General features: G+C 36.5%; 20 protein-coding genes and 1 riboswitch. All 20 genes read left to right on the plus strand.

Going from position 1 to position 23,129, the window contains the following annotated elements; translation table 11 throughout:
- The first annotated feature begins 2 nt into the window (after window positions 1-2).
- The 20 genes from dapG (at window position 3) to recA (ending at window position 23,012) form a co-directional block, all read left to right on the plus strand.
- Window positions 3-1,235, plus strand: coding sequence for an aspartate kinase (gene dapG / locus MKX66_RS00770; protein WP_002088068.1), 1,233 nt, complete (start codon window positions 3-5; stop codon window positions 1,233-1,235).
- A gap of 11 nt (window positions 1,236-1,246) precedes the next feature.
- A complete protein-coding gene (gene dapA / locus MKX66_RS00775) occupies window positions 1,247-2,125 on the plus strand; it encodes a 4-hydroxy-tetrahydrodipicolinate synthase (RefSeq protein WP_002014579.1) in 879 nt (292 codons plus the stop codon).
- A 608-nt stretch (window positions 2,126-2,733) separates the two neighbouring features.
- On the plus strand, window positions 2,734-4,404 hold the full coding sequence (locus MKX66_RS00780; RefSeq protein WP_002014581.1) for a ribonuclease J: 1,671 nt from the start codon (window positions 2,734-2,736) through the stop codon (window positions 4,402-4,404).
- Between the two features lie 102 nt (window positions 4,405-4,506).
- On the plus strand, window positions 4,507-5,256 hold the full coding sequence (gene tepA, locus MKX66_RS00785) for a translocation-enhancing protein TepA (RefSeq protein WP_002014582.1): 750 nt from the start codon (window positions 4,507-4,509) through the stop codon (window positions 5,254-5,256).
- The gene (locus MKX66_RS00790; RefSeq protein WP_341085288.1) at window positions 5,253-5,456 is read left to right on the plus strand and encodes a YlzJ-like family protein; all 204 of its coding nucleotides are present in this window, start codon (window positions 5,253-5,255) and stop codon (window positions 5,454-5,456) included. The genes tepA and MKX66_RS00790 overlap by 4 nt, the downstream gene beginning before the upstream one ends.
- Window positions 5,457-5,670: 214 nt before the next feature.
- The gene (locus tag MKX66_RS00795) at window positions 5,671-8,055 is read left to right on the plus strand and encodes a DNA translocase FtsK (protein ID WP_002014584.1); all 2,385 of its coding nucleotides are present in this window, start codon (window positions 5,671-5,673) and stop codon (window positions 8,053-8,055) included.
- A 203-nt stretch (window positions 8,056-8,258) separates the two neighbouring features.
- Window positions 8,259-8,360, plus strand: a riboswitch (purine riboswitch).
- A gap of 233 nt (window positions 8,361-8,593) precedes the next feature.
- Window positions 8,594-9,319, plus strand: coding sequence for a GntR family transcriptional regulator (locus MKX66_RS00800; RefSeq protein ID WP_002088063.1), 726 nt, complete (start codon window positions 8,594-8,596; stop codon window positions 9,317-9,319).
- 90 nt (window positions 9,320-9,409) lie between these two features.
- Window positions 9,410-10,486, plus strand: a complete 1,077-nt coding sequence (locus MKX66_RS00805; protein ID WP_002190493.1) for a BMP family lipoprotein — start codon at window positions 9,410-9,412, stop codon at window positions 10,484-10,486.
- A 120-nt stretch (window positions 10,487-10,606) separates the two neighbouring features.
- The gene (locus tag MKX66_RS00810) at window positions 10,607-12,139 is read left to right on the plus strand and encodes an ABC transporter ATP-binding protein (RefSeq protein WP_113769746.1); all 1,533 of its coding nucleotides are present in this window, start codon (window positions 10,607-10,609) and stop codon (window positions 12,137-12,139) included.
- Window positions 12,132-13,190, plus strand: coding sequence for an ABC transporter permease (locus MKX66_RS00815; RefSeq protein ID WP_002190491.1), 1,059 nt, complete (start codon window positions 12,132-12,134; stop codon window positions 13,188-13,190). Before MKX66_RS00810 ends, MKX66_RS00815 begins: the two co-directional genes overlap by 8 nt.
- The gene (locus MKX66_RS00820) at window positions 13,191-14,150 is read left to right on the plus strand and encodes an ABC transporter permease (protein ID WP_002033690.1); all 960 of its coding nucleotides are present in this window, start codon (window positions 13,191-13,193) and stop codon (window positions 14,148-14,150) included.
- Window positions 14,151-14,360: 210 nt separating this feature from the next.
- A complete protein-coding gene (yfmF, locus tag MKX66_RS00825; RefSeq protein ID WP_341085290.1) occupies window positions 14,361-15,635 on the plus strand; it encodes an EF-P 5-aminopentanol modification-associated protein YfmF in 1,275 nt (424 codons plus the stop codon).
- Window positions 15,636-16,922, plus strand: a complete 1,287-nt coding sequence (yfmH, locus tag MKX66_RS00830) for an EF-P 5-aminopentanol modification-associated protein YfmH (protein ID WP_002014592.1) — start codon at window positions 15,636-15,638, stop codon at window positions 16,920-16,922.
- A gap of 117 nt (window positions 16,923-17,039) precedes the next feature.
- The gene (gene ymfI / locus MKX66_RS00835; RefSeq protein ID WP_341085292.1) at window positions 17,040-17,753 is read left to right on the plus strand and encodes an elongation factor P 5-aminopentanone reductase; all 714 of its coding nucleotides are present in this window, start codon (window positions 17,040-17,042) and stop codon (window positions 17,751-17,753) included.
- Between the two features lie 76 nt (window positions 17,754-17,829).
- Window positions 17,830-18,078, plus strand: coding sequence for a DUF3243 domain-containing protein (locus MKX66_RS00840; protein ID WP_000114449.1), 249 nt, complete (start codon window positions 17,830-17,832; stop codon window positions 18,076-18,078).
- Window positions 18,079-18,217: 139 nt separating this feature from the next.
- Window positions 18,218-19,003 (plus strand): DUF3388 domain-containing protein, encoded by a 786-nt coding sequence (locus MKX66_RS00845; RefSeq protein ID WP_000574107.1) that lies wholly within the window; start codon window positions 18,218-18,220, stop codon window positions 19,001-19,003.
- 21 nt (window positions 19,004-19,024) lie between these two features.
- Window positions 19,025-19,936: a helix-turn-helix domain-containing protein gene (locus MKX66_RS00850; protein WP_002142844.1), complete on the plus strand. Its 912-nt coding sequence runs from the start codon at window positions 19,025-19,027 to the stop codon at window positions 19,934-19,936.
- 63 nt (window positions 19,937-19,999) lie between these two features.
- Window positions 20,000-20,578, plus strand: a complete 579-nt coding sequence (pgsA, locus tag MKX66_RS00855) for a CDP-diacylglycerol--glycerol-3-phosphate 3-phosphatidyltransferase (RefSeq protein ID WP_002014596.1) — start codon at window positions 20,000-20,002, stop codon at window positions 20,576-20,578.
- 20 nt (window positions 20,579-20,598) lie between these two features.
- Window positions 20,599-21,837, plus strand: coding sequence for a competence/damage-inducible protein A (locus MKX66_RS00860; RefSeq protein WP_002014598.1), 1,239 nt, complete (start codon window positions 20,599-20,601; stop codon window positions 21,835-21,837).
- A 143-nt stretch (window positions 21,838-21,980) separates the two neighbouring features.
- A complete protein-coding gene (gene recA / locus MKX66_RS00865; protein WP_341085294.1) occupies window positions 21,981-23,012 on the plus strand; it encodes a recombinase RecA in 1,032 nt (343 codons plus the stop codon).
- Window positions 23,013-23,129: the final 117 nt, after the last annotated feature.

Below are 23,129 nucleotides of genomic sequence, written 5' to 3' on the forward strand. Positions count from 1 at the left end.
ATATGAAAATTATTGTTCAAAAATTTGGTGGTACATCAGTACGTGATGACAATGGGCGCAAGCATGCGCTTCACCATATAAAAAAATCGTTAGCTGCTGGTTATAAAGTAGTTACTGTTGTATCAGCAATGGGCCGTAAAGGTGAACCGTATGCAACTGATACGTTATTAAGTCTTGTAAATCAAGAGGAACCTAATATTTCTAAACGTGAGCAAGATTTATTATTATCATGCGGAGAATTAATCTCAGCAATTGTTTTCTCTAACATGTTGAATGAGAATGGTATAAAAGCAGCAGCATTAAATGGTGCGCAAGCTGGTTTTGTAACGAATAATGACTTTACGAATGCTAAGATTATTGAAATGAATTGCGATCGTATACATGAAGAGTTACAAAATGTAGATGTTATCGTCGTGACTGGATTCCAAGGTCAAACGAAAAATGGAGATACGACAACACTTGGACGCGGAGGTAGTGATACCTCAGCTTCAGCATTAGGTGTTGCGCTTCATGCTGAATATATCGATATCTTCACAGATGTTGAAGGTGTTATGACTGCGGATCCTCGTATCGTAAAAGATGCACGTCATCTTCAAACTGTAACATATAACGAGATTTGTAACATGGCTTATCAGGGTGCGAAAGTTGTTCATCCGCGTGCGGTTGAAATTGCGATGCATGCAAAAGTACCACTTCGTGTACGTTCTACGTATTCTGATAGTGAAGGTACGCTTATTGCGGCATATGATGGTGCTACAAAAGGGCAGGATGTAGAAGAACGTCCTGTTACAGGGATTGCCCATGTGTCAAACGTAACGCAAATTAAAGTGCTTGCAAAAGAAACTGCATATGATTTACAACAACACGTGTTTAAAGAAATGGCTAATGAAGGGATTAGTGTGGATTTAATTAACATTTCTCCTACTGGTGTAGCTTACACAGTAAAGGATAGTGTATCAGCGCGTGCAGTTGAGGTTTTAAAGCAACTTGGATATGATCCAGTGGTGACAGAGCATTGTGCGAAGGTTTCTATCGTTGGTGCTGGAATGGCAGGTATTCCAGGGGTTACAGCGAAAATTGTCACAGCTTTAGCGGAAAAAGGTATTCAAATTCTGCAATCAGCAGATAGTCATACGACAATTTGGGTTCTTGTAAAAGAAGCCGATTTAGTGGAGGCTGTGAATGCATTACATAGTGCATTTGAGCTTTCAAAAGAAAAGCAACTGGAACAATAAGGAGTGAGATCATGATAGATTTTGGGACAATTGCAACCGCGATGGTAACACCGTTTGATAAAAATGGTAATATCGATTTTGCAAAGACAACGAAATTGGTAAATTATTTAATTGATAACGGTACAACAGCAATCGTGGTAGGAGGGACGACTGGAGAATCTCCTACATTAACATCAGAAGAAAAAGTAGCGTTATATCGCCATGTCGTATCTGTTGTCGATAAAAGGGTGCCCGTCATCGCTGGAACAGGTAGCAATAATACGCATGCTTCTGTCGATTTAACAAAAAAGGCAACTGAAGTTGGTGTTGATGCAGTTATGCTAGTGGCACCGTATTATAATAAACCGAGTCAAGAAGGGATGTACCAGCACTTTAAAACAATCGCTGAAAGCACTCCGCTTCCGGTAATGCTATATAATGTTCCAGGACGATCTATTGTACAAATCTCCGTTGATACAGTTGTTCGTTTATCAGAAATAGAAAACATTGTTGCGATTAAAGATGCAGGCGGCGATGTATTAACAATGACAGAAATCATTGAAAAAACAGCGGACGACTTTGCAGTATACAGCGGTGATGATGGTTTAACATTACCAGCTATGGCAATTGGAGCAAAAGGTATTGTTTCTGTAGCATCTCATGTTATCGGGAATGAAATGCAAGAAATGATTGCTGCATTCCAAGCTGGAGAGTTCAAAAAAGCGCAGAAATTACATCAATTACTAGTAAAAGTAACGGATGCACTATTTATGGCGCCGAGCCCAACACCAGTAAAAACAGCATTACAAATGGTGGGATTAGATGTAGGTTCTGTACGTTTGCCACTTCTTCCATTAACGGAAGAAGAAAGAATAACGTTACAATCCGTAATGCAATCTATTCCTCGTTAATAAAAATGACCTAGTGTGAAACTAGGTCATTTTTATTTTGACTAACTATATGTAAGTGATGAAAATTAGCTATAGTTAATAGGCTGTAATAAGAAGGGGATGGCAGGGGGGAGAATTAGTAAGAAACTGATTACAGAGATAAGATTTTTTTAGTGAATATCGTTTCATGTTTATGTAAAGAATTTACATGAATATTTTTCCATCAAACTCTTATTACGTAGGGAAAATAGTAAAACTGATATGAATTTTGCCCTCTTAAATTATAATCTCATTTTAGTGTCTTCTCTTGTCTTTCGCATAATTTAACTTGTGTTCTATTTCTTGTATCAGTTATAATATGGCTAAGTAGCTTAGTACGGGTATGCTTAGCAAAATTGGTAAAAATTAAGATTTAATGAAATTTTCATATCATATCGAATAAGATATTTGATTTATATAATGAAAGAGAGGTGAAACCTGGTTTAAAAAATTAACAAGGACATGATATCGCATAACGGTAAGGACATTCGTCTTGGACGGTGAATATATGGTGGTTGTAGAGTTTCCCCTGGTGTCTCTGCAATTTTAGTGAAATCAGTGTTTGCAAGATTTTTAAACCAGGCAACAACATGAAGAGAAAAGAGAATGAGTCTGTTAAAGTATTTGCTCTTGGCGGAGTAGGTGAAATCGGAAAAAACATGTACTGTGTTGAAATTGATTCTGAAATCTTTATTGTAGATGCCGGATTGATGTTCCCGGGAGATGAAATGTTTGGGATTGATATTGTTATTCCTGACATTACATATTTAGTAGAAAATCAAGAGCGAGTAAAAGGACTATTTATTACCCATGGTCATGAAGATCATATTGGTGGAATTGTTTATGTGCTTCGTAAATTATCTATTCCAGTATATGCGACGAAATTAACGGTAGGACTTATACAAGAAAAGCTTGGCGAAGCAGGAATGTTAGGCCGTGTAGACTTAAAAACAATTGACTCGAATTCAACAGTAGAGTTTAATTCAACAAATGTGTCATTCTTCGGAACGACACATAGTATTCCGGATTCTGTGGGTGTTTGTTTCCATACATCAAAAGGTGCTGTAGTATATACAGGAGACTTTAAATTTGATCAAACTCCAATCGGAAATAGTGGAGCAGATCTTGGGAAAATGGCGCAAATTGGAAATGAAGGCGTACTTTGCTTGTTATCTGATAGTACAAACGCTGAACGTCCTGGTTATACAGGTTCGGAAAAAGAAGTTGGTATAGAGATTTCTAAAGTATTCTATAGTTCAGAAGGACGTATTATTGTTGCTTCATTTGCCTCCAATGTACATCGTATTCAACAAGTGTTTGATGCAGCTGCTGAAACTGGAAGGAAAGTAGCGGTAGTAGGACGTAGCATGGTGAAAGTGGTAGATATTGCAAGACGTCTTGGTTATTTAGATGTTCCAGAAGGTATGGTTATTTCATTACAAGAAATAGACAATTTCCCGGAAAAAAAGGTAGCTATCTTAACGACTGGTAGTCAAGGGGAACCGATGGCAGCCCTTTCTAGAATGGCGAAACAAGCTCATAAACAAATTTCAATTCGTAAAGGTGATACTGTTATTATTGCAGCTTCTCCAATTCCAGGAAATGAAGTATCTGTATCAAAAATTATTGACTTGTTATTTAGATCTGGTGCTGAGGTTATTTATTACGGTGAAAGAAAAGTTCACGTTTCAGGTCATGGTAGCCAAGAAGAATTAAAGCTGATGATAAATTTAATGAAGCCGAAGTATTTTGTACCCGTACATGGTGAGTTCCGTATGCAAAAAGCACATGCGTATTTAGCGGAAGATGTAGGTATTGCGAGAGAGAATATCTTTATCGTAGAAAAAGGCGATGTAATTGCTTTTGGTGACGATGAAGCAAAATTAGCTGGTAAAGTGCAAGCTGGTAATGTTTTAATTGATGGATTAGGTGTAGGTGACGTCGGTAACATCGTTCTTCGAGATAGAAAGATGTTATCTCAAGATGGAATTTTAGTTGTTGTTGTAACACTTGGTAAGGATGAAAAGAAAATAATCTCTGGTCCAGAAATTATTTCACGCGGCTTTGTATATGTTCGTGAATCAGAAGCATTAATCGAACGATCCACAGATATTGTACGTATGATTGTTGAACAATCAATTAAAGAATATACAATTGAATGGTCTATGTTGAAACAAAATATTCGTGAATTATTAGGGCAGTTCTTGTACGAAGAAACGAAGAGAAAGCCAATGATTTTACCGATTATTATGGAAGTATAAAGAAGGTCACCTTTACAGGTGATCTTTTTCTTTTTTAACCCTATCGAATGAAATTCATAACTTAAGAAATAATAGTTATATACGAGTGAAAGGGGATGCGATATGACAGAACGTGATCGTTATACAAATGAAGAAAAAGAAGCTGAGCCGAAAGAAGTTCCAAAAGAGGCTTCTATAGTGGAGAAAATTCAGCAACTTGGACAGACAAATGTACCACAAATGAATGAATCGCGTATTCATTGCTTAACAATTGTTGGGCAGGTGGAAGGTCATATTCAGTTGCCACCACAAAATAAAACAACAAAATATGAACACATCATTCCGCAAATTGTCGCGATTGAACAAAATCCAAAAATTGAAGGTTTACTGTTAATATTAAATACAGTTGGGGGTGACGTTGAAGCTGGATTAGCGATTTCTGAAATGGTGGCTTCGCTTTCAAAACCAACTGTATCTCTTGTTTTAGGAGGAGGGCATTCAATCGGTGTACCGATTGCGGTCTCAACTGATTATTCATTTATTGCCGAAACAGCGACGATGACAATTCATCCAATTCGTTTAACAGGTCTTGTTATAGGTGTGCCACAAACATTTGAGTATTTGGATAAAATGCAAGAAAGAGTCATTCGATTTGTGACAAAGCATTCGAAAGTAACGGAAGATCGTTTTAAAGAGCTTATGTTTGCAAAAGGGAATTTGACGCGAGATATTGGGACGAATGTAATAGGTGGAGATGCAGTGAAGTATGGTCTTATAGATGGTGTCGGTGGTATTGGTAGCGCACTTCGAAAATTAAACGAATTAATTGATGAACGCAAGGATAATAGTACAGAAGGGACAATGCTACAATGATTTTATATACAATTATGCCAGAGCAACTTGTGTATCCGGCCGATTATTCACAATGCGAAAGCCAAAAAGTTGTGAATATAAATGGCGTGGAATTAGTGGTTTCTGAGGAGGATAATCAATGTTACTCTATTGTACGTGTATTAAGTACGAATCCGTCTCACTACCTAGAGTTTGAGCCTGGACAGAAAGTTACCTTTTAGCAAAAAGAAGGATTTTGTTTAGGAGCTATGGTATAATATAAAAAACAAGACGGTTGAGCAGCCATGAGTAGGCTGCTTTCTTCTGTTTATTTAACATTTTACAAGAAGTGTAAAAATAGAAGATATAAAGACCTGAAAAATAGAGAGAAAGACATGTAAGTAGATCTTTTTTATAAGAAAGTTGTACTTAATTTCTAGAACACGAGGTGAAGAAATGGCAAAACAAAAGCAAAGAGGGACGAAGGCTAAGGCAAGACGTACGATAAAGCCAACTTTGTATTATGAAATCGTCGGGTTGACTCTTTTTGCACTTTCGATTATTACGATTTTACAGCTAGGTGTTGTAGGGAAATCGTTTGTGTTATTTTTTCGCTTCTTCTTTGGTGAGTGGTACATAATTGGTGTGTTAGGTGTAATAGCTTTATCTGTTGCGTTTGTAATAAAGCGGGGATGGCCCAACCTTTTAAATAAACGGCTAATAGGTGTTTATTTAATTGTACTAGCAATATTAATGTTTAGTCATATTACATTATTTAACCTGCTTACGAAAGATGGAGCTGTGCAAAATACTTCTGTAATTGTTAGTACAAAAGATTACTTCTTCCTTGAAATGAAAAAGGGCCCGGATAGTGTTCATTTAGGTGGTGGTATGTTCGGTGCATTGATGTTCGCAACGTGCTACTTCTTATTTGACGAAGTAGGGGCATATATCATTGGAATTATTTTAGTTATTCTTGGAATACTTTGTATAACAAATAAACATATTGGAGAAGTACTTGCTCCGGTAGGGAGAATTCTTAGAAGTCAGTTTCAAGTAATGCAAGGGGATTATAAAGATTGGAAATCTCAAAGGGTCGCCGAGCAAACTGAAAAGAAAAAAACAACAAGAAGCAAGAGGCGTGAACGTGTTGCTGAACAAGAAGAAGCTATTGAGCCAGTAGAAGAAATAGAAATTGGTCCACCAATTATTTCGAATTTTACTGAGAATTATCCAGTACGTGAAGAGACGGAAAAGCAGATAGAAGAAAATGATTTAATCACTCCTCCGTTTATTGAAGAGGCAGTTCCGCCTGCGCCAGAAGAACAACCTCACAAGAAACGAGGAGAAAAAATCGTTGAATCGCTAGAAGGTGAAACGAAAGCACCTCCTATGCAATTTTCTAATGTGGAAAATAAAGATTATAAGCTTCCTTCGCTTGATATATTAAAGTTTCCCCAAAATAAGCAAGTTACAAATGAAAATGCGGAAATTTATGAAAATGCTCGTAAATTGGAACGTACATTCCAAAGTTTTGGTGTGAAAGCGAAAGTAACAAAAGTACATAGAGGTCCTGCAGTTACGAAATATGAAGTGTATCCTGATATGGGAGTAAAGGTAAGTAAAATTGTTAGTTTAAGTGATGATTTAGCGCTTGCTTTAGCAGCGAAAGACATTCGTATTGAAGCACCTATTCCCGGGAAATCAGCTGTAGGGATTGAGGTTCCGAATTCAGAAGTTTCTATGGTAACGCTGAGAGAAGTTCTTGATTCAAAGGCGAATAACCACCCAGAAGAGAAGTTATTAATCGGTCTTGGACGTGATGTTACAGGAGAGGCTGTATTGGCACGTTTAAATAAAATGCCCCATTTATTAGTAGCTGGTGCGACTGGTAGTGGAAAGAGTGTATGTATTAATGGAATTATTGTAAGTATTTTAATGCGTGCAAAACCGCATGAAGTAAAATTAATGATGATTGATCCGAAAATGGTAGAGTTAAATGTATATAACGGTGTTCCGCACTTATTAACACCAGTCGTAACTGATCCGAAAAAAGCATCACAGGCTTTGAAGAAAGTTGTGAGTGAAATGGAGCGTCGTTATGAATTATTCGCGCATAGCGGTACGCGTAACATTGAAGGATATAATGATTATATTAAAGAACATAATAGCCAATCGGAAGCGAAACAACCTGAATTACCATATATTGTAGTAATTGTGGACGAGTTAGCTGATTTAATGATGGTTGCTTCTTCGGATGTAGAAGATGCGATTATGCGTTTAGCGCAAATGGCACGTGCTGCTGGTATTCATTTAATTATTGCGACTCAGCGCCCGTCAGTTGATGTCATCACAGGTGTTATTAAAGCGAATATTCCATCGCGTATTGCATTTGCTGTATCTTCCCAAATAGATTCTCGAACGATTCTTGACGGTGGTGGTGCAGAAAAGTTGCTAGGTCGTGGAGATATGTTATTCATACCAATTGGTGCATCGAAACCTGTTCGTGTACAAGGGGCATTTTTATCAGATGATGAAGTTGAGAGAGTCGTAGAATCTGTTATCGCGCAGCAAAAAGCGCAATATCAAGAGGATATGATTCCACAAGATGTTCCTGAAACAAAGCAGGAAGTAGAAGATGAATTATACGATGAAGCGGTTCAGCTTGTAGTAGAAATGCAAACAGCATCTGTTTCTATGTTACAACGTAGATTTAGAGTAGGATATACGCGAGCAGCTCGTTTAATTGATGCCATGGAAATGAATGGTGTAGTAGGTCCTTATGAAGGTAGTAAACCAAGGGGAGTACTCATTAAAGATGTGCAAGAAAAAAGTTCTTAAAAAAAGCCTAATTGTTTTTACAATTAGGCTTTTTTATATGCTGTTTTTGTTATATACTATAGTCACCGACTAAGAAAGGGCTTACATTTTTAAGGGTCCTTTAGAATACGAATGCTTATCGTTTTGGTTTTCAAAACGTTCGATATTTAATGTAGAAAAATGTTGAAATCTGTTGACACATATGGGAGCAAGTGGTAAGATTACTTCGAAAAGAATCACTGCCTCATATAATCTTGGAGATAAGGTCCATAAGTTTCTACCTGGCAACCATGAATTGCTAGACTATGAGGGGAAAAGTGTGTAACAAAGGATGTAAGGAATCTTTGTGCCGAACTTTTTCTCTATATGAGAAATGTTTATGGTACAAAGTTTTTTTTATGGAATAAAGTGTGAAAATTTCATCTTGAAAAATTATTAATATTTATTCGATAATTACGCTTATTTTTAGTATTTAGTAATTTATACTATGTTGTAAGTTGAAAAAAGAGAAAAGAAGTCTTACATCAGAGGTCGAATAATTGAAATGCGGGGGAGTCTTATGTCAGTAAAATCCGATAGTCGTCACCTATATTTGCGGGTGATTGATCACATCAAAGGAAAAATTAAAGATGGGGCTTACAAAGAAAAACAAAAGTTACCTTCAGAGTTTGATCTAGCGAAAGAACTTGGTGTAAGTAGGGCAACTTTAAGGGAAGCACTACGTATTTTAGAAGAAGAAAATGTTGTTATTCGTAGACATGGTGTAGGGACATTTGTAAATGCGAAGCCGTTATTTTCTTCCGGAATAGAGCAACTTTCTAGTATTACAGATATGATTTCTAGTGTGGGGAAAACACCAGGAACAATCTTTTTATCATCATCTACAACAACTTTAACAGAAGAAGAAAAAGAGAAATTTAATTGTGAAGATGCTTTTAGCGCAGTAATGATTGAACGTGTTCGTACAGCGGATGGGGAACCAGTTGTATATTGCATTGATAAACTGGCAAAAGAGATATTACCAGATTTATCGGGATACAATGAGGAATCGCTGCTTACAGTAATACATAATAATACGCACAAGCGTATCACATACGCAGTTGCTCACATTGAACCGATTGGTTATCACCCGAAAATTTCACCGATTTTAGAATGTGAACCTGAAACGGCACTGCTAGTTTTAAAACAAATGCACTATGATCAAAATGATGAGCCAATCTTATATTCTATTAATTACTTTAGAGCTGATAAGTTTAGCTTCCACGTATTAAGAAAACGTATGTAGGGAAGTTCCTTTTTAGGGAGGTGACAGCAAGAAGTAAGGGACAGCAGCGTATGAATCATTAGACAAAACATTTCAGGAGGGGTTTCTAGTATGAAGAAAAAAACAGGTCTTTTATTATCGTTAACGTTAGCAGCAAGTACAGTGTTAGGTGCATGTGGTAACTCGGATAAAGCGGATAGTGACAAAAAAGGGGATAAAGAGTTTAAGGTTGGTATGGTTACAGATGTTGGGGGCGTTGATGACAAATCATTTAACCAATCTTCTTGGGAAGGATTACAACAGTTTGGTAAAGATAATGGATTAAAAGAGAAGACAAATTATCGTTATCTTCAATCTGAAAAAGAAGCGGATTATATTCCGAACTTAAAGAAATTTTCAAAAGATAAGTATGATTTAGCTTTCGGTATTGGGTATAAATTAGAGGGAGCAATTAAAGAAGTAGCAAAAGAATCTCCAAAACAACAATTTGCAATTGTTGATACTGTTGTAGATGCACCAAACGTAACAAGTATTACATTTAAAGATCATGAAGGGTCATTCCTTGTAGGTGCGGTGGCAGCTATGTCAACAAAATCGAATAAAGTAGGATTTGTTGGTGGAATGAAGAGTGATTTAATTAGTAAATTCGAGAATGGATTTAAAGCTGGTGCTAAGGCAGTGAATCCAAATATTGAAATCGTATCTGAATATGCTGAAGCATTCGATAAGCCTGAAAAAGGTACAGTTCTTGCGTCAGCAATGTATGGTCAAGGCGTAGATGTTATTTATCATGCTGCTGGTGGTACAGGTAACGGTGTATTCACTGAAGCGAAAAACCGTAAGAAAAAAGGTGAAAACGTTTGGGTAATCGGTGTTGACCGTGACCAAAATCAAGAAGGTATGCCTGAAAACGTAACATTAACTTCAATGGTAAAACGTGTTGATATCGCTGTACAAAAAGTAGCAAAAGAAGCGAAAGATGGAAAATTAAAAGGTGGTAAAATTGAAGCGTTTGGCTTAAAAGATGACGGTGTTGGTATTGCAAAAACAACTGATAACGTGAAAAAAGTTAACCCTGAGATTTTAACAAAAGTAGAAGAATTTGAAAAGAAAATTACAGCTGGAGAAATTAAAGTACCAGCTACAGATAAAGAATATAAAGAATATGAAGCTTCTCTAAAAAAATAAAGATAGAGAAATAGCAAAGGTTAGTTCTTAGAACTAACCTTTGTATGTATAAAACTTCCAAATTGCTTAATAAGTTAATAGTGTAATAGGGGAATGTTCCCTGTTAAAAGGAGGAACGAAATGGAATACGTAATTGAGATGAATAATATTACGAAAGTATTCCCAGGCATTGTAGCGAATGATGATATTACGCTGCAAGTAAAACAGGGAGAAATACATGCTTTACTTGGAGAAAATGGTGCAGGGAAATCCACATTGATGAATGTACTATTCGGTTTGTATCAGCCAGAACAGGGTGAAATTAAAATTAAAGGAACACCTGTAAAAATTACAAATCCGAATATTGCGAATGATCTTGGTATTGGGATGGTCCATCAACATTTTATGCTTGTTCATAATTTTACAGTTACAGAGAATATCATTCTCGGTAATGAACCGAAGAAAAAAGGGAAAATAGCTGTTGAAGAAGCTGCTAAAGAGATTCAAAAGTTGTCTGAACAATATGGTTTAGCTGTAGATCCATACGCGAAAATACAGGATATTTCTGTTGGTATGCAACAGCGTGTTGAAATTTTAAAAACACTTTACCGTGGAGCGGAAATTTTAATATTTGATGAACCGACTGCAGTGTTAACACCACAAGAAATTCATGAATTGATTCAAATTATGAAAAAGCTTGTGCAAGAAGGAAAATCTATCATTCTTATTACTCATAAATTGAAAGAAATTATGGAAGTTTGCGATCGTTGTACAATTATTCGCAAAGGAAAAGGGATTGGAACTGTTGACGTTGCAAATACGGATGAACATAAACTTGCAGAATTAATGGTCGGACGTCAAGTGAATTTTAAAACAGAAAAAATAGACGCTACGCCCAAAGAAGAGGTACTTTCTATTGCAAATCTTGTTGTTCACGATGCACGCCAACTGCCTTCTGTAAAAGGCCTTGACTTAACTGTTCGTGCGGGGGAAATTGTTGGTATTGCAGGAATCGATGGAAATGGACAAAGCGAATTAATAGAAGCAATTACTGGTTTACGAAAAGTTGAGTCAGGTTCTATTGCAATTAAAGGGAAAGAAATAACGAATTGGCCTGTTCGAAGAATTACAGAAGAAGGAATTGGTCATATTCCAGAAGATCGTCATAAGCACGGACTAGTTCTTGATTTTTCTGTTAGAGACAATATAGTTTTGCAAACGTACTATAAAAATCCATTTTCAAAGAAGGGGATTTTAAACTTTAGCAAAATCACAGGGAAAGCGAAGGCACTTATTGAACAGTTCGATGTACGTACACCTAGCGAACAAACATTAGCGCGTGCTCTATCTGGTGGGAATCAGCAGAAAGCTATTATTGCACGTGAAGTAGATCGTAATCCGGATTTATTAATTGCAGCACAGCCAACACGTGGTTTAGATGTAGGTGCAATTGAATTTATTCATAAAAAATTAATCGAGCAGAGAGATAATGGGAAAGCGGTTCTTCTTTTATCTTTAGAATTAGAAGAAATTTTAAATGTGAGTGATCGGGTTGCGGTTATCTATGAAGGGAAAATTGTAGCAATTGTGAATGCGAAAGGCACAAATGAACAACAGCTTGGTTTGCTAATGGCTGGAGGAACAGAGAAAGAGCAGGTGGGTACAAATGGCTAAAAAACTTTTAACAGAGCGAACGATAAATATTTTAGTCCCAGTACTATCCGTTATTTTTGGTTTAATTGTTGGAGCGATTGTAATGCTGGTTAGTGGCTATGATCCAATTGTTGGTTATAGTGCGCTTTGGACAGGTATGTTCGGCAGTGCTAGTGCGATTGGTGAGACACTTCGCACTATGATACCACTTATTCTTGCTGGATTATCGGTGGCGTTTGCATTTCGTACAGGTTTATTTAATATCGGGGTAGAGGGTCAACTATTAGTTGGTTGGCTTGCGGCAGTTTGGTTCGGTTATGCGGTCTCACTACCAGCGTTTCTTCATATTCCATTATCTATTTTATTTGCAGCAATGGTGGGTGGAATATGGGGCTTTATTCCTGGTTATTTAAAAGGGAAGTTTAAGGTTAATGAAGTTATTGTAACAATAATGATGAACTATATCGCGTTATATGTAACGTATGACATAATTAAACGCTTTTTACATGAGGGCAATGATAAAACATACGATATTAAAGCGAGTGCATCTTTATCTTCAGATTGGTTAGCTGCAATAACTGATGGTTCACGTCTTCACTGGGGAATTATTGTTGCAATTTTAGTAGCAATCTTAATGTGGTTCTTATTAGATCGAACAACTCTAGGTTATGAATTAAAGTCAGTAGGATTTAATCAACATGCTTCTCAATATGCAGGTATGAAGGTTTCTCGTAATGTAGTATTCTCCATGACAATTGCTGGTGCATTTGCTGGGATTGGTGGAGCAATGGAAGGGTTAGGAACATTCCAAAGCATGACAGCAATGTCTTCATTTACAGGGATTGGATTTGACGGAATTGCCGTAGCGCTTCTTGGAGGAAATAATCCATTTGGTATTATCCTTTCAGCATTGTTATTTGGTGGTTTGAAAAGTGCTTCCCCTCAAATGAACTTTGAGGCAGATGTACCATCAGAACTTATTAACGTAATTATTGCATGTATTATCTTCTTTGTTGCATGTAGTTATGTTTTAAGATGGGCGCTTACACGCATGAGCAAGGAGGGGAAATAAATGAGCTTTTTAGATATATTAGCCATTCTTGTGACAGGTACGTTATATACATCAGCACCTTTAATTTTTACAGCATTAGGTGGTGTATTTAGTGAACGATCAGGTGTTGTAAATATTGCGTTAGAAGGACTAATGCTATTTGGTGCATTTGTTGGAATTGTTACAACCTTATTAATGGGTGATACTTGGGGAACGATGACTCCATGGATTGCATTACTATTTGCGGCAATTGGTGGTGGATTATTTGCATTACTTCACGCGGTAGCATCTATTACGTTCCGTGCTGATCAGGTTGTAAGTGGTGTAGCGATTAACTTCTTATCTCTTGGTTTAACAGTATTTGCGATTAAGAAGATTTTTGATAAAGGGCAGACAGATTTTATTCAATACCGTATTGAAAAAATCGATGTCCCAGGTCTATCAGATATTCCAGTTATCGGAAAAATATTTTTCTCAAACGTACCGTTAACATCGTATATTGCCATTATTTTAGCATTTGTTGTTTGGTACATTATTTATAAAACACCGTTCGGTCTTCGTCTACGTGCTGTTGGTGAACATCCAATGGCAGCAGATACGATGGGGATTAATGTATATAAAATGCGTTATATTGCAGTTTGTATATCTGGAATGTTTGCTGGAGTGGGTGGTGCGGTCTTCGCAATGTCGATTTCTGGTAACTTCTCAGGTGCTACAATTACTGGACAAGGTTTCTTAGCACTAGCAGCTATGATCTTTGGTAAATGGAATCCACTTGGTGCTCTTGGAGCAGCATTGTTCTTCGGATTTGCTCAATCACTTGGGATAACAGGTGGTACAATTCCTATATTAAAAGAAATTCCAAGTGTATTCTTAACGATATTACCGTATGTATTTACAATATTAGCACTTGTTGGTTTTGTAGGCCGATCTGAAGCTCCGAAAGCATTAGGAACGCCTTATGAAAAAGGAAAACGATGAGTATTTAGAAAGTATAAAAAAAGCTCGCACATTAGTGCGGGCTTTTTTACATAGAATATATTTAATACGGAATTTTACTATGTTCCTTACATATTAAAGTTTTTAGAAAGACTCAAATGTAAGCATAATAAGGAAGAAAAGTTGATTTTTTATTTCTAAAAACTGTATATTGAAGAGGAATATTCCTACATACGTAAAGGAGGGCTATTAATGAAACTAATGGAACAGCAACTGCATGAATTAGGTGGCTTGCGAGTACATATTATTCCGACTGATAAATTTAAAACAAATACCTTTGTATTTCGTTTTAAAGCACCTTTAAATGAGGAGACGGTGACAGAGCGTGCCCTATTGCCGTACGTATTGCAAAGTGCGACAGAAAAACTGCCTTCTGTAATTCGTCTTCGTCAATATTTAGAAGAATTATATGGATCTTCTTTAGCGGTAGATGTAAGTAAAAAAGGGGAAGACCATATCATCTCTATTTATGTAGACATTGCAAATGAAACATATTTACGCGATGCACCACCGTTATTTGAAAAAGCGCTTTCTATGTTATCTGATATTGTTTTACATCCAGCAACAGAAGGGGACGGTTTTCTATCTTCTATTGTAGAAAGTGAGAAACGAGCACTCTTGCAACGAATTGAAGCTACTTATGATGATAAAATGCGTTATGCAAATGAGCGTTTAATTGCAGAAATGTGCAAAGTAGAACCATATCGCTTAAGTGCAAATGGAAAAAAAGAAAGTGTTGCTTCTATTACAAATGAAAGTTTGTATCAATATTATAAAAAAGTGTTAGCTGAAGATGAAATGGATTTATATATCATTGGTGATATTTCGGAAGATGCTGTGGAGCTTGTAAATAAGTATTTTTCGATCTCACCTCGCGCTATGAAAGAGAGAAATGTACTTCTTCATAAACGAAATAATGAAGAAAAAGAAATTGTTGAAAAACAAGAACTAAAGCAAAGTAAATTAAATATCGGCTATCGCACATTCATTACGTATAAAGATGAAGATTATTTTGCATTACAATTGTTTAACGGATTATTTGGAGGGTTTTCTCATTCGAAGTTATTCGTAAATGTCCGTGAAAAAAATAGTTTAGCGTACTATGCAGCATCGAGATTTGAAAGTCATAAAGGTTTGCTCTTCGTTATGTCTGGAATTGAAGCGAAGAACTTTGAAAAAGCTGTTGAAATTATTAAAGAACAGATGAAAGCAATGCAAAGCGGTGATTTTTCAGAGGAAGAGATTCAGCAAACGAAAAGTGTAATTCAAAATCAAATCTTAGAGGCAATTGATACACCACGTGGTTTTGTTGAAATGCTTTATCACGGGGTGATTTCAGAGCGTACGCGTCCAGTTGAAGAATGGCTAACGGGCATAGAAAGCGTGACGAAAGAAGAGATTGTGAAAGTTGCTAATAATATTGAACTAGATACAATTTACTTTTTACATGGAACGGAGGGAGAATAAATGGAGAAAATTGTGTATGAGCAATTAAAAGAGACGCTATATTATGAAAAACTTCCGAATGGATTAGACGTATATATCTTACCGAAACAAGGCTTCAACAAAACATTTGCAACATTTACGACGAAGTACGGTTCTGTTGATAATACATTTGTACCGCTTGGAAAAGAAGACATGACTCGTGTACCAGATGGAATTGCTCATTTCCTTGAGCATAAATTGTTTGAAAAAGAGGACCATGACGCGTTTCAATTGTTTAGTAAACAAGGTGCTTCAGCGAACGCTTTTACATCTTTTACAAGAACCGCTTATCTCTTTTCCTGTACATCAAATGTAGAGAGAAATTTAAATACGTTGTTAGACTTTGTACAAGAACCGTATTTCTCTGAAAAAACGGTTGAAAAAGAAAAAGGTATTATCGGTCAAGAAATTCAAATGTACCAAGATAACCCAGACTGGCGTTTATACTTTGGGTTAATCGATAGTTTGTTTGTGAAACATCCAATTAAAATTGATATTGCAGGGACGATTGAGTCTATTAGTAAAATTACAAAAGACCTACTGTATGAATGTTATGAGACTTTTTACCATCCGAGCAACATGTTATTATTTGTTGTTGGAGCGATTGATCCTGAAAAAACAATGGATTTAGTTCGTGAAAATCAAGCGAAAAAAGATTACGAAAATCAACCAGAAATCGTTCGCTCTTTTGAAGAGGAACCAGAAGAAGTAAATGAAAAGAAAAAGATTATTTCAATGCCTGTTCAAACTCCAAAATGTTTAGTTGGTATTAAGGCAACGAATTTAAAAGAAAAAGGGCAAGCTCTGTTAAAACAAGAAATTGCACTTACATTACTTTTAGATTATTTATTTGGAAAAGGGTCAGTTCATTACGAATCTTTATATAATGAAGGTCTTATTGATGATTCGTTCTCGTATGACTATACAGAAGAAAATAACTTCGGTTTTGCAATGGTTGGTGGAGATACGAAGCACCCTGATGAATTGGCAGAGCGATTAAAAGGTATTTTACTACAAACGAATTATGATCAGTTAGATGAGACTGCGCTGGAACGGGTGAAGAAAAAGAAAATTGGCGGATTTTTACGATCGTTGAATTCACCTGAATATATTGCAAATCAGTTTACACGATATGCGTTTAATGAATCTAGTTTATTTGATGCTCTTACAGTGTTAGAAGGATTAACTGTTCAAGACCTACAACAAGCAGCAAAAACATTATTAATTGAAGAGAAAATGAGTGTCTGCCAAGTGTTACCAAAAAAATGAAGTAATATGTGAATAAAAAACGCAGTATCTATATCCCTCATCTAACGTTTGGTTATTGCCAAATGGTAAGATGAGGGTATTATTTATTTATATATAAAAAGATAAGAGAGGGAATTTATGAAAAAGTATGCATTAGTAACTGGAGGAAGCGGAGGGATTGGCTCTGCTATTTCGAAGCAGTTAATCGAGGATGGTTATACAGTCTATATTCATTACAATAAAAGCGAAGAGAAGATAAGGGGGTTACAAAAGGAGTTTGATGCAGTGATTCCTGTGCAAGCAAATTTAGCTTCTATCGAAGGAGCAGAGAAATTGTGGGGACAAATCGAACATCCTATTGATGTTATTGTATACGCAGCTGGAAAGAGTATATTTGGATTAGTAACGGATGTTACGAATGAAGAATTAGATTATATGGTGGAGCTTCAAGTGAAGAGTGTATATAGACTTTTATCGATGGCGCTTCCACCGATGATCGGGCGGAGAAGTGGTAATGTTGTTGTTATTTCATCCATTTGGGGGCAAATAGGAGCGTCTTGTGAGGTGCTGTACTCAATGGTGAAAGGTGCACAAAATTCATATGTGAAGGCTTTAGCGAAAGAAGTTTCTCTAAGTGGATTGCGTGTTAATGCGGTAGCGCCAGGTGCGATCGAAACAGAAATGTTAAATGTATTTTCAGAAGATGATAAAAATGAAATTGCTGAAGATATTCCATTAGGTAGAATAGGACTACCCGAAGAGGTAGCAAAAACAGTATCATTCCTCGTTTCGCCAGGAGCTTCTTATATTACGGGGCAAATTATCGGAGTGAATGGCGGTTGGCATTGCTAAAAAATTCTTACATAAAAAACAAGAAATTGTACAAATTAAGCATGATTCTATTACTAAAATAGTGAGGTGCTTAAACATGTCAGTGTTAGATAATTTTGATCAGTGGAAGAGCTTTTTAGGAGAACGTTTAGAACAAGCGGGGGGAAAAGGGCTTGATGGTGGTGCCGTATCAGATATGGCATTTCGTGTTGGTGATTATTTAGCAAATGAAGTAGAAGCGCGCAACGATCAAGAAAAATTATTGTCTGAGCTTTGGAAAGTTGCTGATGAACAAGAGCAACATACAATTGCAAATTTAATGGTGAAGTTTGTACAACATAAGTAAAAGTAGAGAGGAGCTTCTCCTCTCTACTTTTTTTGTATAGTAATTAGGAGGAATAGATTATACATTTAGCTTCCCTATTAAGGTGAAATCATATAATATAGTACGTAGGTGTAAAGTAAGCGTAGGGGAGTGATCTTGGATGATTGAATGGTATTTTGAATATGAAATACATAAAAACCGACCTGGCTTACTTGGTGACGTTTCTTCGTTAATCGGTATGCTTGGCATCAATATTGTCACAATTAATGGTGTAGATAATGCACGACGTGGACTTTTGCTTATGTGTGATAATCAAGAGCAAATCTCTAGACTTGAATCAATTTTAAATACGATGGATAATATAACGGTAACGAAATATCGTCCGCCAAAGCTTAGAGATAAGCTAGCAGTTAGACATGGTAGGTACATACAACGAGATGCAGATGATAAGAAAACATTTCGATTTGTGCGTGATGAATTAGGATTGCTTGTAGACTTTATGGCGGAGATAATGAAAAAAGAAGGTCATAAATTAATTGGGATACGAGGAATGCCTCGTGTCGGAAAAACAGAATCTATTGTTGCCGCAAGTGTTTGTGCAAATAAGAGATGGTTATTCGTATCATCTACTCTCATTAAGCAAACTGTTCGTAGCCAATTGATTGAAGATGAGTATAGCGACGATAATATTTTCATACTAGATGGAATTGTGTCGACAAAGCGTGCAAATGAAAGACACTGGCAGCTCGTTCGTGAAATCATGAGATTGCCTGCAACGAAAGTTGTGGAACATCCGGATGTGTTTGTGAGTCAGTCAGAATACACATTGGATGATTTTGATTATATTATCGAATTGCGTAACGATTATGATGAAGAAATTCAATATAATTTAGTAGATGAAATTGAGCAAGGTACGCAAAACAATTTCTCTATGTTCGACTTTTAAAGAAATATTGAGGTGTTAGTAGTGACGGAATTAGGACAAAAGCTGACAGAAGCAAGAGAAGCGAAAGGCTTATCTATTGATCAGCTGCATGAGATTACAAAAATTCAAAAACGCCATTTAGTAGCGATTGAAGAAGGCAATTATGATGTGTTGCCAGGAGCTTTTTATGCGCGTGCATTCATTAAACAATATGCAGATGCTGTTGGATTAAATGGAGAGGAACTGCTTGTGGAATATCAGAGTACGATACCACAGTCTGAAAAACGTGAAGTTCCACAAGTATCAACTGGACAAAAAACACAAGAAACAATGCAAAAATCTTCATCATGGCCAATTGCGGATCATATGCCCAAAATTTTGATTGCGTTGTTAGTAATCGCATTTGGAGTGGTAGTCTGGTTTGTTATTCAAGCGTTAACTGGAAAAGATGATAGGCAAGTTCAAAATGCTCAAAGTGAGAAAATTGAGGTTCAAAAAGCAAAAAATTCTCCGTTAGATACGAAGAAAGATGAAGCGAAAGCGGAAGAACCAAAAAAAGAAGAACCAAAAAAAGAAGAACCAAAGAAAGAAGAGCAACCAGCGCAACCAACTGGACAACAAGAAGTGAAGGTAGTTGGAACGAGTGGTAAGGTATCTACTTTGGAAATTCATAATAATAAAACATTAGAACTGGAAATTTCAGCGAAGGGTGCAAGCTATGTAGATGTTAAAGATGATGCGGGTAACGAAATTCTAAACACTACAGTACAAAGTGGTCAAACAGAAAAACGTGATTTATCAACAGTAAAAGAAGTGCGGCTTAATATTGGAAGTGCACCGAATGTTGAAATTAAACTGAATGGCCAAGTGGTTACTTTCCCATTAGATCCAGCAAAAGAATATCACCAAAGATTGGTGATAAAAAACCAAGGGATAGGGCAAGCTGCGCAATAACAGTCATCGCTTCGATGACTTTTTTCAATGAACAAATGTTTTTGACATGATGGAGGAATAGCTGTGAATTTACCAAATAAAATTACAATATCTAGAATCTTCTTAATTCCAATTTTTATGGTAATTATGTTAGCGCCCTTTGAGTGGGGCTCATTTATAATTGGTGATGTAGAGTTACCAATTCAACATTTAGTAGGGGCACTTATCTTTATTATTGCTTCGGCTACAGATTGGATTGATGGACATTATGCAAGAAAGTATAATCTTGTAACGAATTTAGGGAAATTCCTTGACCCGTTAGCAGATAAATTACTTGTTTCGGCAGCACTTATCACATTGGTAGAAATGCAATATGTACCTGCTTGGATCGTTATTGTAATTATAAGCCGTGAGTTTGCAGTAACAGGTTTACGCCTTGTACTTGCTGGGACAGGGGAAGTAGTTGCAGCAAATCAGCTAGGGAAAATTAAGACATGGACACAAATTATTGCAATTGCAGCATACTTATTACATGATGTACCGTTAAATCTACTTCATATTCCAGTTGCAGATATTTTCATATGGATTGCATTATTCTTTACCGTTATTTCAGGATGGGATTATTTCTGGAAAAATAAAGATGCTTTTGTAAACTCAAAATAGAAGTTTATGGGGGAATTGGGATGAATGCTGAAATTATTGCGGTTGGAACGGAATTATTACTTGGACAAATTGCAAATACAAATGCCCAGTTTTTATCTGAAAAGTTAGCTTCAATCGGAATTAACGTGTACTACCATACTGTTGTTGGGGATAATAACAAGCGATTACAGAAGGCAATTGAATTGGCTGAAGAACGAGCTGATATGCTCATTTTTACAGGTGGATTAGGACCGACAAAAGATGATTTAACGAAAGAAACAATAGCGTCTAGTTTAGATGAAGAGCTTGTGTATGATGAAAAGGCATTAACATCGATAAGCGATTATTTTAAGCGTACAGGCCGTGAATTTACGGAGAATAATAAAAAGCAGGCGCTCGTTTTAAATGGATCGACTGTATTTGCGAATGATCACGGTATGGCGCCTGGTATGGGATTAAATACGAATGGAAAAGTGTATATTTTATTACCAGGACCACCAAAAGAAATGAAGCCGATGTATATAAGTTACGTAGAGCCTTTTTTATGTAAGTTTACAACGGGGGAAAATATTTATTCTCGTGTTCTTCGTTTTTTTGGTATTGGGGAATCTCAATTAGAGGTGAAAGTTCAAGATTTAATTGATGGACAAACGAACCCAACCATTGCACCACTTGCAAATGATGGAGAAGTGACATTACGTTTAACTGCCAAACATCATGATGCTGATGAGGCGGAGAAACTGATTCAGCATGTGGAAGATTTGATTTTAGAAAGAGTAGGAGAATTTTTCTACGGATATGACCAAGATTTCCTTCATTACAAGGCAATAAGGCTATTGAAGGAAAAAGGGTTAACTTTAGCGTGTGCAGAAAGTTTAACAGGTGGTCTTTTTGGAAATCAAGTAACAGAAAATGCTGGTGTTTCGTCTGTATTTAAAGGCGGTGTCATTTGTTATCAAAATGATGTGAAGCAACAAATTTTACATGTACCTGAAGAAGTGTTACGTACTGATGGCGCGGTTAGTAAACAGTGTGCTCGCTATCTTGCTGAAAATGTAAAGGAACTGTTAAAAGCAGATATCGGAATTAGTTTCACTGGGGTGGCAGGACCGGATGCTTCAGAGCATAAAGAACCAGGAACAGTATTTATTGGATTGGTGATTAAAGATGAACCAGCTGTAGTCTTCTCGCTTAATTTAAGTGGAAGTCGTCAACAAATTAGAGAACGCTCTACAAAATATGGATTTTATCATTTATTTAAAAAACTAGAAGAGATATAAATTTCTTCTAGTTTTTTTTGTTGGAAAACCTAGTTTTATTCGATATAAAATAAAAAAATCGAATAAATGTTCGATTTTTGTTGGCAAATTGAATTGAAAATAGGTATAATAAGATTAGCAATTTAGTTAAGGAGGAATTTTGAATGAGCGATCGTCAAGCGGCATTAGATATGGCGTTAAAACAAATAGAGAAGCAATTCGGTAAAGGTTCAATTATGAAATTAGGAGAACAAGCGGAGCGTAGAATTTCTACAATTTCAAGTGGTTCTTTAGCACTTGATGTGGCACTAGGGGTAGGCGGATACCCACGTGGCCGTGTTATTGAAATTTATGGACCTGAAAGTTCAGGTAAAACAACAGTTTCATTACACGCAATCGCGGAAGTACAGCGTCAAGGTGGACAAGCAGCGTTCATTGATGCGGAGCATGCAATGGATCCTGTATATGCACAAAAATTAGGTGTTAACATAGATGAATTACTATTATCACAGCCTGATACAGGGGAGCAAGGACTAGAAATCGCAGAAGCACTTGTACGAAGTGGAGCGGTTGATATTATCGTAATTGACTCTGTGGCAGCTCTTGTACCGAAAGCTGAGATCGAAGGGGACATGGGTGACTCTCACGTTGGTTTACAAGCACGTTTAATGTCACAAGCACTTCGTAAACTTTCAGGTGCAATCAACAAATCAAAAACAATCGCAATCTTTATCAACCAAATTCGTGAAAAAGTTGGGGTTATGTTCGGGAACCCAGAAACAACTCCAGGTGGTCGTGCGTTGAAATTCTATTCAACTGTCCGTCTTGAAGTACGTCGTGCTGAGCAGTTAAAGCAAGGTAACGATATTGTTGGTAATAAAACGAAAGTAAAAGTAGTTAAAAATAAAGTAGCACCGCCATTCCGTGTTGCTGAAGTTGATATTATGTACGGAGAAGGTATTTCAAGAGAAGGTGAAATCTTAGATATGGCTTCTGAACTTGATATCGTTCAAAAGAGCGGTGCTTGGTACTCTTATAATGAAGAACGCTTAGGACAAGGTCGTGAAAATTCGAAGCAATTCTTAAAAGAGAATACGGATTTAAGAGAAGAAATTGCCTTCTTTGTTCGTGAACATCACGGAATTGGTGAAAACTCTGGTGTTGAAGACACGGAAGAGTCAACTCGTCAAGATTAAAAAATAAAAGACACGGTCCCGTGTCTTTTATTTTTTAATCCACTATGAAAGCGTTATATATAGCTGGAGATAAAATATTTATTCTATCCAAAAGGCTATGTGTAAAGGGGAATATTC

This window comes from Bacillus sp. FSL R9-9530, assembly GCF_038008145.1.
Taxonomy (GTDB): domain Bacteria; phylum Bacillota; class Bacilli; order Bacillales; family Bacillaceae_G; genus Bacillus_A; species Bacillus_A mycoides.